9 protein-coding genes and 1 pseudogene are annotated in these 19658 nt (G+C 47.7%); all 10 read right to left on the bottom strand.

Features of this window, described 5'->3' with window-relative positions; genetic code table 11:
- Nucleotides 1–121: 121 nt before the first annotated feature.
- A complete protein-coding gene (locus NTH01S_RS01805) occupies nt 122–1501 on the bottom strand; it encodes an LLM class flavin-dependent oxidoreductase (RefSeq protein WP_174523592.1) in 1380 nt (459 codons plus the stop codon).
- A gap of 58 nt (nt 1502–1559) precedes the next feature.
- Nucleotides 1560–3647: pseudogene (locus NTH01S_RS01800) on the bottom strand (TonB-dependent receptor family protein); the annotation flags it as partial.
- Nucleotides 3648–4156: 509 nt separating this feature from the next.
- Nucleotides 4157–5602, bottom strand: coding sequence for an MFS transporter (locus NTH01S_RS01795; RefSeq protein WP_068168468.1), 1446 nt, complete (start codon nt 5600–5602; stop codon nt 4157–4159).
- Nucleotides 5599–6915: an FAD/NAD(P)-binding protein gene (locus NTH01S_RS01790; RefSeq protein WP_068168465.1), complete on the bottom strand. Its 1317-nt coding sequence runs from the start codon at nt 6913–6915 to the stop codon at nt 5599–5601. The genes NTH01S_RS01795 and NTH01S_RS01790 overlap by 4 nt, the downstream gene beginning before the upstream one ends.
- Nucleotides 6912–8084 (bottom strand): FMNH2-dependent alkanesulfonate monooxygenase, encoded by a 1173-nt coding sequence (ssuD, locus tag NTH01S_RS01785; protein ID WP_068168462.1) that lies wholly within the window; start codon nt 8082–8084, stop codon nt 6912–6914. Before ssuD ends, NTH01S_RS01790 begins: the two co-directional genes overlap by 4 nt.
- The gene (locus tag NTH01S_RS01780; protein ID WP_245642063.1) at nt 8081–9493 is read right to left on the bottom strand and encodes an NtaA/DmoA family FMN-dependent monooxygenase; all 1413 of its coding nucleotides are present in this window, start codon (nt 9491–9493) and stop codon (nt 8081–8083) included. Before NTH01S_RS01780 ends, ssuD begins: the two co-directional genes overlap by 4 nt.
- Nucleotides 9457–10638, bottom strand: coding sequence for an acyl-CoA dehydrogenase family protein (locus NTH01S_RS01775; protein WP_068168459.1), 1182 nt, complete (start codon nt 10636–10638; stop codon nt 9457–9459). The genes NTH01S_RS01780 and NTH01S_RS01775 overlap by 37 nt, the downstream gene beginning before the upstream one ends.
- A gap of 737 nt (nt 10639–11375) precedes the next feature.
- Nucleotides 11376–13019, bottom strand: a complete 1644-nt coding sequence (locus NTH01S_RS01770) for a glycoside hydrolase family 68 protein (RefSeq protein ID WP_084366863.1) — start codon at nt 13017–13019, stop codon at nt 11376–11378.
- A 211-nt stretch (nt 13020–13230) separates the two neighbouring features.
- Nucleotides 13231–15009, bottom strand: coding sequence for a ShlB/FhaC/HecB family hemolysin secretion/activation protein (locus NTH01S_RS01765; protein ID WP_068168456.1), 1779 nt, complete (start codon nt 15007–15009; stop codon nt 13231–13233).
- The gene (locus NTH01S_RS01760; protein WP_169802030.1) at nt 15009–18923 is read right to left on the bottom strand and encodes a beta strand repeat-containing protein; all 3915 of its coding nucleotides are present in this window, start codon (nt 18921–18923) and stop codon (nt 15009–15011) included. Before NTH01S_RS01760 ends, NTH01S_RS01765 begins: the two co-directional genes overlap by 1 nt.
- Nucleotides 18924–19658 lie beyond the last annotated feature (735 nt).

Below are 19658 nucleotides of genomic sequence, written 5' to 3'. Positions count from 1 at the left end.
GCAATGGGACGCACTTAACATGTGTGAATTTAAGGGTTCTTTTGCACAGCTTTATACCTGAAACTTTGCAAAAGAACCGCCATATTGCCCTATCGAAGCGTGCTGGAAAACTCGCCAGGCACTATGGGCGTCGCTTAACGTACGTTTCCGTACTCTCTCGCCGGGTTCCTTTTACAAATTGAAACTCAGACGTATCAAATAATTTTTCACGCAACGTTCCTGGCTTATAAGCCGTCTTGTAGCGACCGCGTCGCTGCAATTCTGGTACAATATGATCAATAAAATCGTTAAAGCTTCCTGGCGTCACTGCATAAGCGAGATTGAAACCGTCAACATCAGTTTCATCGACCCACGCTTCCAGTTTATCTGCAATTGTTTGCGGCCCGCCGACAAATGTTACCCCTAACCCACCGATAGCAGCATGTTCTGCAAGTTCGCGGATCGTCCATACACGATCTGGATCAGCGACTGTTAATGAGTCGATTGCAGAATGAATCGCGTCATTACGAATATGCTTAATCGGTTCATCTGGCGCATAAGTAGAAAAATCTACTCCTGTCCATCCTGACATTAAGGTTAAAGCACCCTCGAAACTCACATATTGACGATATTCTTCATATTTTGTTTGTGCGCTAGCATCATCAACATCTGTAATAATTGTTATCAAAGAAAAAATTTTCAGAGCCTCACGAGGCCGCCCAAAATGGGCCGCTTCCGTCCGCAAAGCGCGTACAGCATCGCGCGCAACAAGGGCTGACGGGCCCGCAAGGAAAACACATTCCGCAAATTGTGCTGCAAAATTCCTGCCTTTTTTCGAAGTTCCTGCTTGATACAATACGGGAGTACGCTGTGGCGACGGTTCACATAAATGAATAGCATCAATCGAGAAATGCGGCCCGTTATGTTCAATACGTCGTACCTTATCTGGGTCTGTGAAAATACCACGCTCCCGGTCACGCAGGACTGCGCCATCATCCCAACTTTGGTTCCAAAGCTTCGTCACAACATCAAGGTAATCATGCGCAATCTCATAGCGTGTATCATGTCCGGCTTGCTTGGCATGTCCCACCCCTTTAGCTGCGCTATTGAGGTAACCCGTCACGATATTCCAGCCAACACGACCGTTGGTCAGGTGGTCCAATGTACTCATCCGACGCGCAAATGGATAAGGATGCTCAAAAGATAGCGTAGCCGTTAATCCAAACCCTAAATTATTTGTAACTGCAGCCATAGCGGCAATAGTCATTGCCGGGTCATTGACGGGAACTTGAGATGCATTGCGTAGCGCAGCTTGTGGGCCTCCACCATAAACATCATACATCCCAAGAACATCTGCAATAAAAAGTCCATCGAACAACCCGCGCTCTAGAGTTTGTGCCAAATTTGTCCAATAACTGATTGTATTATATTGATCTGCTTGATCTTGCGGGTGCCTCCATAAACCACTCGCTTGATGTGAGACACACGTCATGTCAAAGGCATTAAAGAGAATTTCGGACATCGTTATACCCTTCCGCAAACCGTATTTTTGTATCTAGAGAAAAACTGTTGAACTGACATTAATTGAAGCCCAGAGAGGCTCCCGCGAAGACACCAAAGCCATCGCCCGGCTGAAATACTGCTAGTTGTTGCCCCTTGGCTTGGTACCCCGGCACAACGATTGAGGCGTAATGCGTATTTGTTAAGTTATTGAAGCTTAAGAAGATTTGGCGTTGCTTACCCGGCCAATCATACCCAAGGTTCATATTGAAAATATGATATGCAGGCGCGTAATATGTATCATCATAACTTCCCGCGACATGGGAGGAGACCTGCGCCGTAAAGCCTGCATAAAACCCAGCTTTTGTCTCAAGGTGTAACTCTCCTTGATAAAAATGCTCCGGAATACCAGGAAGACGATTGCGCCCAAAGTTCGCGTCATTTTTGTAATGAAAATCTTGCCATGTATAAGCTTGTCGCAGAGACAATGTGTTCCCGTCCCACTTTACCAAATCCGTATTGAGCGATGCTTCAACACCTTGATGTACCGTGGGCGTTGCGTTGCCATATATCTGCGTTCCAGATGCTTGTGAGGCTGCCGTTTGAACCGTTAACAATTCATTTCGTACATTGGAGTAGTAATAGGAGACACTCCAATGATTACGCCAAAAATCACCCGTCGATCCAACCTCATAGGTTGTCGCCGTTTGGTTGCGCAGTTTCGTGGCCCCCGATGACAGACCCGCTTGGATACGACCCGTGTCATAGTAATGACCTGTCATATAGTTCCAATCATTTGGCGGCTGCAAAGAGCGACTGACATTCGCATAGAGCGTTGCATGCGAGCTTGTCACCCAGCGTAGCCCTGCGCGTGGCACAAAGTTTACCGACTGCGTCTCAACGCCAGACTGCGTCGGATATGTAACGTTCGCGGAGCGTGCCTCATGGTCTAAAGCCCCTGCGAGGGTTAGCCAAACATGGTGTACGATCTCCGTATTATTGCTCGCATGCAAAATGTCGTCCGCTCCACCATAATTATAGCTGGATAACAGAGCGCCTATTGGCAGGCTCGAATAGGAATTAAACGTTGATCCTCCTGTGAAGCCTCCTGCGCCCTTGCCTGCAAGTTCCGCTCCCAATGCTCCACTCACACGAACACGAATTTTCTCCCACCCTGTAATGTCATGAGATCCCAAGTAACCAATATCTGTGTTGCTCGTCCTTCCGAATAAACGATCATGCCTCTGGTAGTCAGCAACCGCCCCAATCGCCTGATACAACCAAATCGTTGCGGCTGATTGTTGCTCAATATCAATAGGTGCATCCTGAAAATCGAGACCAAGACGCAAGGTAGAATCATCATTAAAATGAATGGTTGTCATATCCGCGTAGAATTTTGACCCCGGCTGTATGCGCTTTGCCGCGATTGCACGATATGGAGCTTGTGATTGCGTTGGGTCACTTAAAATCTGATCACGCGTCAAAAAACCCGGATACCCATTTTGAGTTTGCCTGTAGCGGAAGAATACACGCGTTTCGATTTGATCATTAAAATGATAACCGAAATTAGCTTCTACACCAAAAGATGTGGCTCTTGTGTTATCTTGATACCCTACTCGATAGGAATTGGTAATACTTATGTAATAATCTGATTGGCCAATGACTTTCCCAGAACTGATCTGCTCCTTTAAATACCCAAAGCTTCCACCCTCAATACGTGCCTGATATGTCTGCGCTTGCCGGCCCGTAAGAGAGTTATAATTAATGCCGCCCCCCAACTGTAAACCACCATAATCAAATGCATTTGCACCGCGTAACACTTCAATACTACGCAGCCCAAGTGGCTCAAATAATTCGTAAGGTGTCCCTGCCGGAATTGTGACCGGCAAACCATCAAACATCATCAACAAACCAGAACGGAAATAATTGACCCCCGTCTGAATACCAGAACCACGAATTGACAAACGTAACCCATCGCCACCGCCGGAGCTTTGCGCAAAAACACCAGGCTGTAGCGCCAAGGCATCAGCATTTGTCATATTGCGGCTTTTTAAGACTTCTTTTGAATCAATCACGGATGTACCGCCCGGAATCGTCGCGAGCTGTCGTTCAGTTCTTTCTACGTCTGATAGACGCTTTCTGGATACTGTAATCACCTCATCTTTCGTGATAGAATTATGCTTTACATAGTGTTTATTTTTGCCGTCAGAAGCATTTGCCGTTGAATATCCAGCTCCAACAACAAGATATAATCCTAATAAAAGTGGCTGTGGCGCGATCGTTCCATTTCGCAACATAATTTTTATCCTGATACCTCAGGTTATACTGCCTTTATGGGAGCGTATAACCGTAACTTACAAAAAAAACTTCACCAGCCTAACGCCCTCGAAGGTCGGAGAATACGGACACGTGCAAAAACATCGAATCATAAAGTTTAATCCTAAATTTGTTATATAAATTCGTACAATGAATCATAATTGATTAAAACATACATTTTTAATAGTTATTAATGATGGTTTTTACAAAAGAGAATTTTTGTGGAAAATTTATCGAAAAATTTCATACAGCATTGAATCTAAATAATAATTATACACCCACAAGATCCAAAATGATGTGGGTGTATTTAAAATATATAATAAATCATAAAACCTATAGTAATCATTATATATAAATCACGTCATGCATTATGAGGCCGCAGTTTCAAATCTGTATCTGTATCATACCCAAAGACCTCCCAACGCAGTACAAAATGGGTGACTAGCGGCAACGTGGTAACAAACAATACAATCCAGAAAAAATTACTTCCAAATGCTGCGTAAATCTTAGGCAGAAACGCAAGGGCGACCGTGGCACCAATGCCTGACAGCAATCGCGCAAGACCAATACCTGATCCTCGCAGTTCCGTCGGATAACTGAGCGTCGGATAGACCATTAACTGGCAACCAGGACCAAATCCTTGAGCAAACAAAAACCCTGCAAAGCCTGCAAAAACGATTACTGCGCCCAAAACACTATCCGAACGACTAGCCAGCGCTAACGCTGCAAGAGAAACAACCTGCAAGACATATCCCGCGATCGATAATGAGCGTGATGATAAAACCCGCGTCAACCGCACACCTATCAAACCTCCAGTAAATGCAAAGACCAAATTTAATACAATCGTTGCTATTAAAACGTGAAACGTATCCAAATGTAGGATGCTACGTAAAAGACTAGGACTTTGGAAAGCAATGGCCGAGTAAGAAAACGCACTCGACAGCGTCATAATGTTGATGAGAATTGTTCGCCGCAAGAGAGGTTTTTTAAACAGAAATAATGGGTTGGGCCGTGTTATTTTTATTTCTTCTTCTGCAACGGGTATCTCCAGCACAGGGTCAACACCATGTGACTTCCGCAAAATAGCGGCTGCCTTTTCTAAGTCACCTTGCCGCGCGAGCCAAAGCGGCGATTCACTCATATATCGACCACGCACAAAGATAATGAGTAACGCTGGAACCGCGCCAAAAGCCAATGACCCTCGCCAGAGCCAATCTGGATGCCCTGATGGCAGAATATTACTCAAACCAAAGACCAAGAGGAAGCAAGCCGATGATGCGGCATACCATACAGGGCACCACGCCGCAGCACGTGACGCTTTGCTCCCTTTGCCGGATAATTTAGAAAATTCTGCGAGGAAGGCCATTGCAACAGGCAAATCCATCCCCACCCCGAAACCCATTGCCAAACGCGCAAGGATCAGGATAGTCGCGCTCGGCGCAAACCCTGCAACGAGCGCCGCAACAACGAAGCAGGCCATATCCGCCATAAACACGGCATAACGGCCGATCCTATCTGTTAACCATCCGCCGACTAGGCTGCCAATAATCGTTCCCGCATTCAGTGCCGCTGCAACTAGCCCCACAGCCGCATTCGAAAGATGGAAATGGCTTTTAACGTCTTCAATACCATAAGACAGTGTTGTCAGATCATATGCATCAAGGAAAACACCCCCCAATGCCAATGCAACTACGATATTCGCATGGCTTTTCCCTTGAGGGCCATTATTAATAATGGCGGACACATCATCTGCATGCCGAATGATGGGGCGTTCACTTGAAGTAAAATATGTTGCGGCATTACTCATTGAATAAATCCCTCCCCCGTGAGAGTTCGCACAATACTTGCTGCGCCTAACTCTGCATGAGCCGTAATTTCTGGAAAACCCATCAATTCACCAAATGTACCGCGTGCCAGTGGCCCAATAATGAACAATGATTTCTGACCAACCGCGCGATAATCATGGTCTGTATGTACACCAAGCCCCGACGGATCCGGCGCGATAAGACCCGCTTGCGCCAAGTCTTGTAAAAATGAGGTCTTTTGCAAAAGGCCGCGATGGTCGGGGCCGGTCGTATTAATCACGCGATCCGCAACCCAATGACGCCGTTTCCCGCCCCTCTCTCGCAGCATTAAAGTCCCATCTGGAGCAACTCCTTCAAGGCGCGCAGCCAAAATTTCAAGGCGATTTTCAGCGATTTGCGCATTCAAAGTCGCTTCAATTTGAGGCGCGATCCGAAAACGATGTACATCCCAAAAGGGGCGTAAATGCCGCACCACACGCCGCCGCTCGGCGGGCGCAAGCTGGCTCCAAATCGCGTATCCTTGCTGCCGCACGGCATCAATCACAGCATGCCAGTCACCCGATTGCGCAATATTCTCGCGAATTTGTGCCAGTAAACGTGTTGCACGCTCAGCGCCATACACACCAAACGGAGATGACGGTGCTGAAGCGTGCCCGCGGGAACGCAAACCACGCCGCGAGAACGCCAAAACAGGCGCTCTATGCCCACGAGCAGAAAGGGTGGCGATCACATCCGCCATACTCAGACCCGTACCGATAATCGCCACGCGCTCATCAGCACCAATCGCCTCTAAAGCCTTATCTGCCCATGGGTTTTCAATCACCCTCGGTGATTGCGCGAGAAATGCCGGAAGAGCCGGGGCCGGATGTGACGTCGCAATCACAACACGTGCAGCAACGATCTGATCCCCCCTTGCCGTCGTCAAAGTGAACGGCCCGCTCCCCTCCACATGCTCCACACGGTCCCGCACATGCACGACCGTTCCCTCGAGCACATAAGGCGCGAGACGATCCGCAAGGTAGTGCCCAAACAGCGCACGCGATGGATAACGGTCTTCCGCTTCAGCCAACGCGCCATCATCATGCTCCGCAAGCCAGCGCGCAAAATCCGTGGGGTCCAAACGCACAGCGCTCATCTTACTGGCCGGAACATTGATCCGGTGCTCTAGGCACTGCGTACTATAAGCTAGACCCAAACCAAGCTGCTTGCGCGGCTCAATAACAAGAATTGGTGGCGCTTTAGGCAGTAACTTGCGCAAATTGAGTGCCGTTATGGCACCACTTGCTCCGCCACCAATGATGACAAGAGGGTTCACGGTACAGATGCTTGCGGACGATGAGAGTTTGCGATTGTCTCACCGAAAGGCCCCATATTGTTCACGGCTTTATTTGATTTCGTCGGATGCGCCGTTGGCAACAAAGGCAAGACAAGCTCACCAAAACTATAAGCCTCCTCCAAGTGAGGGTACCCAGAGAGAATAAAACTATCGCACCCCGCACGACGATACTCGTCAATTCGCTCAGCAATCGTCCCTGGGTCTCCAACCAGAGCAGTCCCCGCACCACCCCGTACGAGCCCTACCCCAGCCCATAGATTAGGGCTAATTTCGAGTTTATCGCGCCGTCCACCATGCAGCGCACTCATGCGTGCTTGCCCGACGGAATCAAGCCGTGAAAATACCTTTTGCGCCTCAGCAATAGTGTCATCATCAAGGTGTGAAATCAGCTTATCCGCTGCCGCCCATGCCTCTGCCGTTGTCTCACGCGCGATAACATGGAAGCGAATACCGAAACTGACCTCACGCCCCTCCTTCGCTGCGGCCTCACGGACACGCGCAATTTTTTCTTTCACCTGCGCCGGCGGTTCGCCCCATGTCAGGTACTTATCAACCCGCTTTGCCGCCACTGTGATACCAGCGTCTGATGAGCCCCCGAAAAAGAGCGGTGGACCGCCTTCTTGATGCGGCGGAAACAATAAACGCCCATCTTCAATACGGAAATGCGGCCCTTTATGCTCCACCGTTTCACCACGCAAAAGACGTGAATAAATATCCAAAAACTCGTCTGTAATCTCGTACCGGGTGGCATGATCCAAAAATAAACCATCGCCCCCATTCTCACGCGGGTCACCACCCGTCACAATATTAACCAGCAAGCGCCCACCAGACAAACGATCCAGCGTAGACGTCATGCGCGCGGCAAGAGTGGGTGACTGCAAACCCGGCCGCACAGCGACTAAAAATTTTAACCGCTCGGTACTGGGAATCAGGGCTGATGCCACAACCCATGAATCCTCACATGAGCGCCCAGTCGGCAACAGAACACCATAATAGCCTAGTTGATCTGCAGCACGCGCAACTTGCTGCAAATACGCCAGATCAACATGCCGCCCACCTTTTTGTGTACCAAGATAACGGCTGTCACCATGCGTAGGCAAAAACCAAAGAACATTAATTTTTTCAGGAGCTGATTGAAGCGTGTTCATGAGAACCTCGTCTCCATAGGAGAAAATTTATACGAATGCGCAGGGTGGCGCGCATTCACACGATCTTGCCCGGACAACCGAGCGCGGAATGTTTCAGGTGCGGATGGATTGGGTTTCAAACGCCCACGCTTGCGTAATTCTGGGGCGATTAATTGTGCAAAATCATCCAACGTCTCAAAAGAATGATACTGCCTGAGATTAATACCATCGATCCCGTCGTCATCGAGCCAGACCTCGATAGCGTCCGCTATTTGCTCCGGCGTTCCCACGGCAAAATAGCGCCCTTCATCAAAATGAGCGATTTGCGTTAAAGCATCCCCCACTCTCTGCTCTGCTCCAAAACGCCTTCCCATATTGCCGAAAGACGCATTCTTTTGTACTAGAGCCTCACCAAGGGTGATATCCGGGTCACACTCCCGTAAATCAATTTCCGCCTGGGCATGAACATGAGCCGCTTCCACGTCATAAAACTGGCGGTATCGCTCCAGTTTCTCCTGTGCTTCCGCCTCCGTCCGGCCAACAATCAAACCCGCCATGACATAAAAAAGCAGGTCCTCTCCTTTACGTCCCTGCTGCTCTGCGGCTTGGCGGGTCCGCCGAATATTGGCCCGTGTTTCAGCAGCATTTCGGCCACCAATGAAGATCGCTTCCGCATGCAGGCTGGCAGTTTTTAGGCCACGTTCAGAGCCCGTCGCTTGAAACAAAACCGGCGTTCTTTGGGGTGTTGGCTGTACCAGATGCGGCCCCTCAACACGAAAGTGCTCTCCGTCGTGCTCTATCCTGCGCACGCCTTCTGGCTCAGTAACAACATTCCGTGCAGCATCATTCTGCCAGGCCCATTCTGACCAACTGCCTTCCCAAAGCTTATACAAGACCTCAAGATACTCAGCCGCCTTGTCGTAGCGCACGTCATGGTCAATCTCTTCGGACAAGCCAAAATTCCGCGCGGCATTCGGCAAATAGGAGGTCACTACATTCCAGCCAATACGCCCCCCCGTAAGCAAATCTAATGTGCTCATCCGGCGTGCGAACGCAAAGGGAGGCTCATAACTTGTCGAGGCTGTTACCGCGAAATGCAGATGTGTCGTGACGGCCGCCATCGCAGGAACGATAGACAACGGATCGAGATTAGGAATCTGCATACCCGTGCGGAGTGCTGGCGCTGTACCTTGAAAACGATCATAAACCCCGATTACATCGGCAAGAAAAATCGCTTCCACCCCCGCAGCTTCAGCTCGGCGTGCCAAATCCAACCAAAACGTCAGCTCACCCACACGATGCCGCGCATTCTCAGGGGCGCGCCACATCCCATGGACGATATGACTAACACATGCCATCTCAAATAAATTAACGTGTAGCGTTCGCACCATGGTTACAGGCCGCTCAAACGCTTGCGGTAAGGCGTCCATAAACGTGTACCATTCAGTGCAAGATCTCCCAATTCACGCAGGCGCTGAGGGCTCGGGTTATGGGATGCTAATACGCGCGCATTGCGCCAGTGACGGTCTAAGCCCAACGCCTCAGAGGTTGCTGAAGCCCCGCCGACATCAAATAAGAGCGTCGCTGCCTCAAGGGTTTGTTCAATAATAATTTGCTGCGCTTGGAACGCTTCTTCCTGCACCTGCTCGAAAATGGGATTATCTAAGTCAGACGCTTCCCATGCCGGTTCCGCCTTTGCGAGTTCATCCGAAATATGATCTGCAAGCGTACGCGTTGAAAACGCCAGTGCTGATAGCCGCCCTATAACGCTCTGGACCACAGGGTCCTCACGTTGAATGACACGCCCCGGCGTACCAAAAGCGCGTGTCCGTGGCTGCACAAATGCAACGGCATCACGCAAAACAGCCTGCGCGATCCCGGCCAAAGTCACCAAATGAAAATGTTGATAATAGGTTGCCAAATACGGGTGAGCTGGCAGTTCATCGGCCTGTAAGCGATCTAAAATCCATTCAGGCTTTATATGAACATTCTCAAAAACGGTTGTGCCACTCCCTGTTAAACGCTGCCCAAACCCATCCCAATCATCAATCCGTGTCACGCCTTCTGCTTCAGATGGCACAACCAAGCGTACCCGCCCCTCTCCCTCAGCGGCCCAGACAACAATCCAATCCGCGTAGAGTGTGCCTGTTGAGTAATATTTGCGCCCATTCAAGCGCAATCCTTCTGGCGTCGATGAAACATTAGTCGTTATGGCTGTTTCAGGGCCACGCTCTGCCATCGCTGCGCCGAACAAAACGTTATTATTAACAATATCAAACCAATACCCTGCCGCCTTACCCTGCTGGCGCAGTCCTTCAACAAATGCAAAATGGGCACGGATAATCTGAGGAATATTAGAATCAGCTGCGGCTAAATCTCTTAATAACCCAAAGCTTTCACGCAAACTAAGCCCTAACCCCCCACTCTCTACCGGTACACGAAGACGCCCTACCCCGGATGTGAGCAAGCTCTGCACTGTTGCGTGAATATCTACCTGACGGTGATCACGCCCCACAGCGTCCTGGCCTATACTCGCGAAAACTTCCTTCAATGCCTCTAGTGAGAGAGCTGACATACAACTATTCCATTTGGTTTTAAATCCACTAAACACGATCTAGTCACTATTTTTTTAAATCGTCAAACTAAATGTTTATTATTATAAATAACCATAATAATTAGTTATTTATAGGCTGGGTAAAACAGCCCGGTTACAAATTTAAGTTAACGGCATTTAACCTGAATTCTCTTTCTATGAGACACTCTTATCCCATGATGCTTTCTTAAAATTAAAAGAGTGTGGCTTATCCTTTTTTGGGGCACGCAGGAGCTTGAAATTCTTGATGGTCCCATAGAAATTTTAAGACTTTTGAAGAAGAGAACAGTTTTATTTTACCAGTATCGATCACGTCATTCAGATACTTTACCTGGCAGTGTTTCTCTATGTCCGAAAGATTACTGTTTTTCTTGAGTTCGTTGATTGCACTGTCACAGGCCGGGGCTTTATAAATCAGTCGGCCTAATTATTTAGATATTACTTCTATAAAAAAATATATCAAAATTATTCTTAACGAATTTGAAAATGAAAGACGAATGGAGTATCTGCCCCCTTCACCTAACTATACAACAGGGCATCCCAACCGTCCTCCCTTATAATAGCCAAAAAATTAATGTAGGAGAAATAAAATCACAGAGGCAATAAAAAACCACAGGGTTTGACTGGTACTCTCGTTAACAATGAGAGTACCGATAGACAATAATTTTAATGAGGCATATGAAAGAAATTCATACACCTCAATATCAAAAAGAGATCAATTATTTTATAAAATTCTGCGTTCCATATTTAGAGCGCATGTCTTGCATCATGCCTGAAATGTTAGTGTTAGCGACATTCGCACTAATATCCCCATAAGCGCCAAGGCCATTTTGGCCGTATGTCGTGTCCAAAGCAGTATTAGCCCCTTGGAACTTAAGGCGCACAATAGGTGCTAATGAACCGCCCCAGCGATATTGGATCATATCAATGAAAGACTGTACTTTCCCACCCGGCATGACATAGTGTGAATACGTTTGATAAGTGTTCAAATTCTGATCTGGATTCAAGGCCCAATCTGTACCAGCAGCAGTCTGTAAGTTAGTAGGGTTCCCCAACATCAACCCACTACCATTGTTTAAAGGCACCCAGTCACTACGAATTCCATGTCCATAGAAACCATACTCTCCATCTGGACCATCTATGCCTGCTGCAAAAGTTGTTCGGTGACTAATCGTAAGTAAGTAATAATCACCATTTTGCATATATATTTGGGGGCGCTCCATTTGATCATTCACACAATTCGCTGATACCAGAGGAGGCAAAAACTGCCATTGCGTTAAGTCGCCTCTAGTAGCAACGGCAAGACCGATATTAGCTCTCTGAAAAATCGCACCCGACTGATTAACCTGATCAAGTGTCTCACTGTATTTTTCACCGGGTTGATACCCTAGGTCTGACGCATCGCAAGGTGTATCCCCACGTACCCCAGAAGAGTTCCCTGCGAATACCATATAGGTTTTGCCAGGGTGAGCTGGGTCATTGAAAGTGTACGGGTCACGAAATGAGACATAGGGGTTCTGCTCACGCGTCTGATAATAATGCCCATCAGGGTGCAAAAGCGGTATATGTTGATTAAAGCCGGTAAACCACACATGTGTATTATCAGAGTGTATTTGCCCATTGGCAAGCGTAATAATCGCATCCATAGGGCCATCACTAGGAAAGAGTGCGTCCGTATAAAAAGCCATTACCCCATTCGTGCCCACTTGGGTAATACGCGTGGAACCGGACCACTGCGCCCTAACTCCTTCACGCCCGGCAAATAAAGCTTCACTACTCCCTTCTGGAAATAAATGCCCCCCATAAATCCAACCACCATTTACAGGCCGCGATGAGGCAGGAAGGCCCGCACGACGGTAGAAATAACCAAGCCGTGCATGTACATGTCTATTACCAAAATCATACCCGGCATTTCTATCTGCCGTGAGGCAGAAAATAACCTCCCATCCGTTATAGCTATACTGGTTTCCTGCACCATCGGTTAAAGGCCATGTATCCCAAATCCAATACTGGTCGTTCGTTACAGGGAAATCTTTAGAGATTGTAGGCATCGTCAATGAAAGCGGGAGTGAATTGGCGTTTGCCGGCATGTTAGGGTTAGATAGCGCCTTAATCTGCCGTGCATCTGCACGCGTCCATCTGCTCGTATAATTTGCTTCGGGAGCATACGCATTGCCAGTATGCGTGCTAGGAGCAGGAAACCCTGGCTCTACAGGAAGATACTGTGGCATTGATTTTAAAGGCATAGTCCCCGGCGCTGGTGGACGTTGCGCATCTTGCGCCAAAGCCTCTGTAACAGAGAAAAGCGTAAGAGCTGTAGCTAGAAAAGCAAGACATTTCGTATGATAGTACGTATTACGCATGAAACTTCCTAACCGACAGACCTACCTTAGTTTTTATACCAAAAGAAGATCTGTCATTTTTAATGACCCTAAGTTAACAGAAAATAGCGGAATTTAATCAACCCTACAAAAACCGCTACATACCACACTTTAAAGAGCGCTTAAGTCTCTACAAAAGGTAGGGCCATATTGCCTCCACCTACTGCACCCTTAATATCTTTTGAGAATTTCATCAGTACCCTACCGTCACAATGAAATTCCCAAAACCACCCTTACCTCCAAACCCATTCATTTCACGCAGAGCAGGAACACCATGCAAGCGCCACCCCATATTAAAGGTCAGCGATACGTACCGTCCGACGGTGCTGTTCACATCTAACCCTACACTTGAGAGGTCAGCTTCGTTGACTGCTTGAGGAATGGTATGGCGTTGTAACACATGGCCATAATCATAAAACACACCGACCTGCTCTTGATCTTTCAGTGCGCTGTCTTTGTGCCCAAAAAAGCTAAAGGCTGGTAGGCGTAGTTCATTCGTTACACTTACGCCCTGACTGCCGAGTGCAGTATCCGTCGCATAGCCACGCGCGGAGTATAGTCCACCCAACGCCAACTGATTGCTGTACATTAGGTTGCTGCTAGCCACTTGCCCTTGCGCTTGCAAAAGCCAAGAGAGACCTGCAGGGAGCCATGTTGTACGCGCTAGACTAAATGTATCGTACACATAGCTCGTAGATGCACCCGGCACGAGTGTCTGAAAGTTTGCCTTATGGTTTCCACCGGTTAAGCCGCCAGGACTAAACACCAGAGTATTACTAAAACTGGTACGGCCATAATGATCTGTCATCACCCCATCATAAATGATTGGGAATTGATTAACCTCGGCCGAGCTTCCAAAAACATGGACCCCACCAAACTCTAAGCTATTGTCAGTTGTCTTAAAATCATAACCAATTTGCACATCATGCGTCAGCTTCAGATCGTGCCCAAAGTTTAACGTCGGCAAATCATGAATATACCGAATGCTTGCTTGCCCACTATGGCCTGCCTGCGTGAAGTAAGAGCCATAAGCGCCATATTGTGGGTGCTCGTACGAATAAGACCCAAACACCTGCACGCGGTCTTTCCATGGCAAAGGTGCCATCCAACTGATAGCATGCCCACTATATAAATCACTAACACTATGCGTGAATTGATACGACAATGTCTGGTCCAAACCAGCAACATTGCCCCATGAACCGCCAAGCGCCCATTCGGATGATCCTAAGTTAGGGACGCCTGCATTATCATACGACCCATAAACATGCAGAGGCAGACGATCTTGTGTTTTCAGCGTAAGGTCGGTGGTTCCCGGCACTGCTCCCGGTGCGAATAGCGCATTGACCGTTCTAAAAGCATTCGCATTCAAACGATCTAAGCCAGACTGTATCTGCGGCAGACTTAATACTTCCCCAGCCTTCAAGCCACTCTCTCCTGAAAGCAAAGAAGATGAGAACCACCGGTTGCCTGTAACCTTAATCTCACCCAGGCGATATTCTGTCACAACCATCTGTACGATGCCTGTGCTGATATTCTGCGGCGGGATTGAAACATATACAAACGGCCGACCATGCTGCGCATAAAAATTGCTAACAGATTTTGCAATAACATTTAGCTTAGCAATGCTCACCGGCTTACCCAGAAACGATTGCGCCTCATGATAGAAATCTGCTGCATGCAAAAAAGGCAAATCCTGTGCAACTATGCCTCCCGCGTTCGTCACGCCATTAGCCTGTACCGCCTCAGCATGTGCGACAAAAACCAGCCCCTTTAATTCAGCAAGGATGCTTGCATCAGATGATGGCAGGGGAGCAGCCTCCGCAGGAGGAGCCACAATGACATTTTTAGATGGTGTTTTCGGCAATGCCTTAGGGGCTAAACGCTGATAAGCCTGCGCGTGTCCCACTTCCGGTACGGATACAGAAAGTGCTGTTGCAACCATTAGGAAGTATTGAAAACGAAGCTTAATCATTAGAATTTTTCTCCCAAATGATCACTATAAGATGGAAGCTGGACTTTAATCTCAGCGCATGGATTGGTGGGATATTTTGAGAAGACATCAGGTGCATTAGAAACGACAGGCGCTGTAACACACTGATGCGCAGTGCTTGGACGATGCATCATGCTTTGCAGGTTGGAGACATCTGCACTTTCTGGCCAGAAGATCGGAACACCATAATAAAATGGAGATATTGTATAATTACCTTTATTGTATTGAATATTATAATTACCAATTCCACGACCCTGAATAGAATCAACGAAAATATTATAAATCAACAATGGAGAACTAAACTGTGATGCATTTGTTGATAAATGCGCCCCCGTCACTGTATCTCCATTAGATAACCCATAAACAACGAAACCATTAGCGTTTAAGGTTGGCACTGTAGCGAATAAACCACTTTGGCTTAAAGCCGTGACGGTTAGAAGAGCTGGCGTGATATTCAATACACCCGAATATGTAACCTGATATCCTTGCGGAGCAGTGACGCCAGCCCCACTAATACCGCCATACTGCCCAACATTTGTTGAGCTTGTGCCGTACTGTGTCCAGACCAGAGAACTGGTATTCAGGAGTGATACGACGTTCTTACCATTCTGATCTACGGCCGTCGTAGTCGTGTTCGATTGAGTATTTGTCCCGTATACGCGCGCTAGACCGCCCGCTACAGTGATATATGGTAACGCTCTCAGAATAGGGTATGGCGACCCAGACACCCATGCGGATGGCGTGGAGAACTGGTTACGACTACCAGAAACCATTGGGCCATTCAAAACCCACTGAGCTGTTGTTAAGCCTTGAATACCTTGCTTACTACCCGTACCGATAGAGGACGAAACGACAGAAGTATCCGTATTGAAGTAAACACCTTGAAAGTGTGCTGTATTCTCACCGGAAATAGCTCCAACCAAGCTATTTCCCGCACCTGAAACGGTACCCGTAGCATAAGCATCTGTAACGGATCCGTTGTTCTCACCGACAAGGCCGCCAACAATACCATTATTCGTAACGCTTGTTTTCCCTGTAGCATAAACACTATTCAAAATGCCGACATCCCAGTTCCAACCGACCAAGCCGCCTACACTCGCTACAGGGATCAGGCTCGTCATATCATTAACTGCACCCGTCGCATAAGCCGCAGTGATTGAGCCCTTATTATTCCCGATCAAACCACCTAGGTTATCAATATCTCGCCCGTCTACAGCACCAGATGCAGACGCAACCGTCACTGTCCCACTGTTAAGACCAATCAGACCACCGGCAGACTTAATATCTTGGGCTGATGAATCCCCCATAACATGCCCATAGGCGGAGACATTGGATACTGCTCCCTCATTAAACCCAATTAAACCACCAAACTGAGCGTTATCGTGCCCAGAAACAGTGCCACTAGCAGAAGAGTTCGATACACTACCAATAGAATACCCGACTAAGCCACCCATATTGGTATTATTGTTGCCGCTCACGGCGCCCGTAGCCTGCGCGCCATCAATAGTTGCGCCAACAATACTAAGGCCAACCAAGCCGCCTATATTGCCCGCATTTGCACCGGAGGTCAGATTAGAAACGGCTCCTGATGCGGCAATATTTTGCAAGCTCGCATCATTTTCGCCGACCAAACCACCAATAGACGTATTATCTGTGCCTGATACATTCCCTGCAGCCGACGCGTTCATAATCGTGCCAGAGACATTCCAACCGACAAGGCCACCTGTATTGCTGGTGGATCCTGTCCCTTGGTTAGACACAGCGCCAGACGCGAAGACGTGATCTATAGTCCCCGTATTGTAGCCCGCAAAACCACCAATTGTACTTGGTACGCTTACGCCATTCGCTGAATCTGCCGCGAAGGTAACAGAGCCTGCCGCACTAGACTGGGTAATTTGCCCATCATTCTGTCCCGCAAAACCACCAACAATATTAGAGCCACTTCCCTGAACGGAAGTATTCCCCGTTGTGGTGCTGCCATTGATGGAGCCGGTGTTCCAACCTGTCACACCACCAACCACATTCGCCGTATCACCCGATACAGAAATAGTCATGGAGGAGTATATATTACTTAAAACACCCGTCGTATAACCAACCAAGCCACCGACAAGAGCTGGAACACCTGATACTGCCGCATTTATAGAGCCACTTACAGAACTATTCGCAATCGTCCCAGAGTTCATGCCAGCGAGAGCGCCTGTATAAGACCCTGATCCACTCACCTGCGCATTATTCATATGCAAATCTGTGACCAAACCACCCGAGGCAATTTGTCCAAACAAACCGACAGAATATGCATTAGAATTAATATTCAGATTAGAAAGCGTATTACCCAGCCCATTAAAGGTGCCTGTAAAGCCATCTTGCGCAATTGGAGTGAACCCTGTTGCACTACTCACATCAATATTATTAGCTAAAGCGTAGTAACCCGTGTCCTGTACGTTCTGCAACGATGCAACATCACGCACAAGGGTATAAGGCTGAGCATTAATGAGCAAGGCTCCGCCTACGGGGGCCGTAAAATGAACAGAACCACCCGCAAAGTTCAGGCCGCCGGGATTAGCCGTGGCTCCAGCACCATTCGTGGTAATGTTTAATGTGCCATTTCCAGAAATCGTTACTGGCGCATTAACATTCACATTCCGCCAAGCAGAGAGCGCTAAGGTTGCATCACTGCCCCACGATATAGGTGCGGCGAGTGTAATGTCACCTTGTCCTGCGCTTACATTCCCGACACCACTCGAAACAGTTGCTGTGGTTTGCTCGCTAACATTCGTGCCTGCATTCAATGCAGAAGAAATAGTTCCAGCCGCGTTGGCGTCAATCGTCAGGTCATCCGGGTCCAGGAACCAATTCCCTCCTTTCCCGGCATCAATAACGGCTTTATCAACCTGCAAATTATGACCAGACGTCTCAATGAAACCGCCTTGACCACTCTCCTTACCCGATGCCTTCAATGAAGCGCCTGCAGCAATGTGTGTCGTGCGCGCAAGATGTGCGCCACCTGCACCATCTACCCCGACAAGGATCCGCCCCCCATTTTTACCGCCTTGCACGGCCGAAACATCAATCGTGCCATTTTGACCGATGATGACGTCATGACCATTTGCGGTAACAGATCCACCAGAGCCAGAAACATTATGCGCTGAAATGACTGTATCTTTAACGACAACCTTCCCTTGGGGCGCCGTTAACCATACCTGACCATTAACCTGTGATGTCCCTGCGGCTTGAATAAGACCTTGATGGTTTCCTGCCAGAGCATACACGTTACCTCGTGCGGCTTCTAATTTAGCGGCGGCGGCGCGAATATCCCCTGTATTTAGAACATTTCCTTGCCCATTCCCCTTCACTACAATATAGAGACTATCCGGGCCAGAACTCTCTTTTAGCATAACGGTATCACCCGCAGCCAAAGCGACTGTTCCTTGACCGGATGAAATCGTCCCTTTATTTTCAACCGACGCGCCAATTAGAACAACATTACCTTTATCACTGAGAATATGACCTTTGTTCACCACTTTCCCGGAAGAGTTGCCTGCGAATTGCAGATCTCCACTCTGCATGAAATTCGCATTTGATACATCACGCGTTGATGCAACAAAGCTTCCGCCGGTAACAACCTGCCCATTTTGTCCAATGACAACACCATTAGGGTTAATCAAAAAGATACTTCCAGTTGCACCTAAGCGCCCCTGAATGGCCGTTGCCTGTTCACCCGTCACACGATTTAACGTGGCACCCTTACCGTTATTAAATTGAACAATGCCACCTTGCCCAATAGAAAAATTATGCCAGTCGATAATTCCCCGTGAACTATTTTGATTCACAGTCACCCCACTCGTAGCGGATGAAATGTTACCATTCCCGGCAATATAATGCCCCCCGGACGGCAAACTCTGCCCCAAAGCGACCAAAGGTGTTAAAGCTGAAAATCCACTTAAAAATAGTATTTTTTTATAATCATGCTCGGGGCCTTGTTAAATATCAATTTATTAAAAGGCCCTATAGTAAAATGATATGATTTTTAAAAGAGGAAAAGTTCAAAAACCAATTATTTTATAGCGATCGATGCAATGAAAGATCTGTGGCAAAATTAAATCCCATCCATTTTTAGTTTGATTTTTAACGCCTCAAAGGCTATAATACCCCTCATATCAATGTATTTACTTCATGATGTTACCCTTAAATTGAAATATATTATAGATCTGTATTTAAATTTTAGGCTGTTGTTTGGTATTATTGATTAATAATGATGTCACCTTCAATTTCATGCACTGAATGACCGTGACCAATGCGCCTCCAGTTCATTACAAACGACACCATTTTTCGTGCAGATAATTACTCATATTGTATGACTATATTTTCGGCTTCCTCAGTGCTGTCGCTTGATGAAAAAATACTACGCACGCGGGGCCGCATGAGACAATTCGTTGCTAACACCTAAATCTCAGTACGGAATTTGTCCCCATTTTACGCTGCAAACAACGCCAAACCAGGCAGCGCCCCTCCCAATGGACACACCCTCATCCGGCACGTCCATCATCTCCGATTCGGTCATTAATGAAAGAAGACAACGTCTTTCCATAACTAAATTTAAAACATAAATCCTTATCACGACCATTTAAATT

Origin of the sequence: Neokomagataea thailandica NBRC 106555 (genome assembly GCF_001598495.1) — a bacterium.
Classification (GTDB): domain Bacteria; phylum Pseudomonadota; class Alphaproteobacteria; order Acetobacterales; family Acetobacteraceae; genus Gluconobacter; species Gluconobacter thailandicus_A.
Note: the sequence above shows the minus strand (reverse complement) of the source record. Positions and strands in the feature narration are given on the sequence as shown.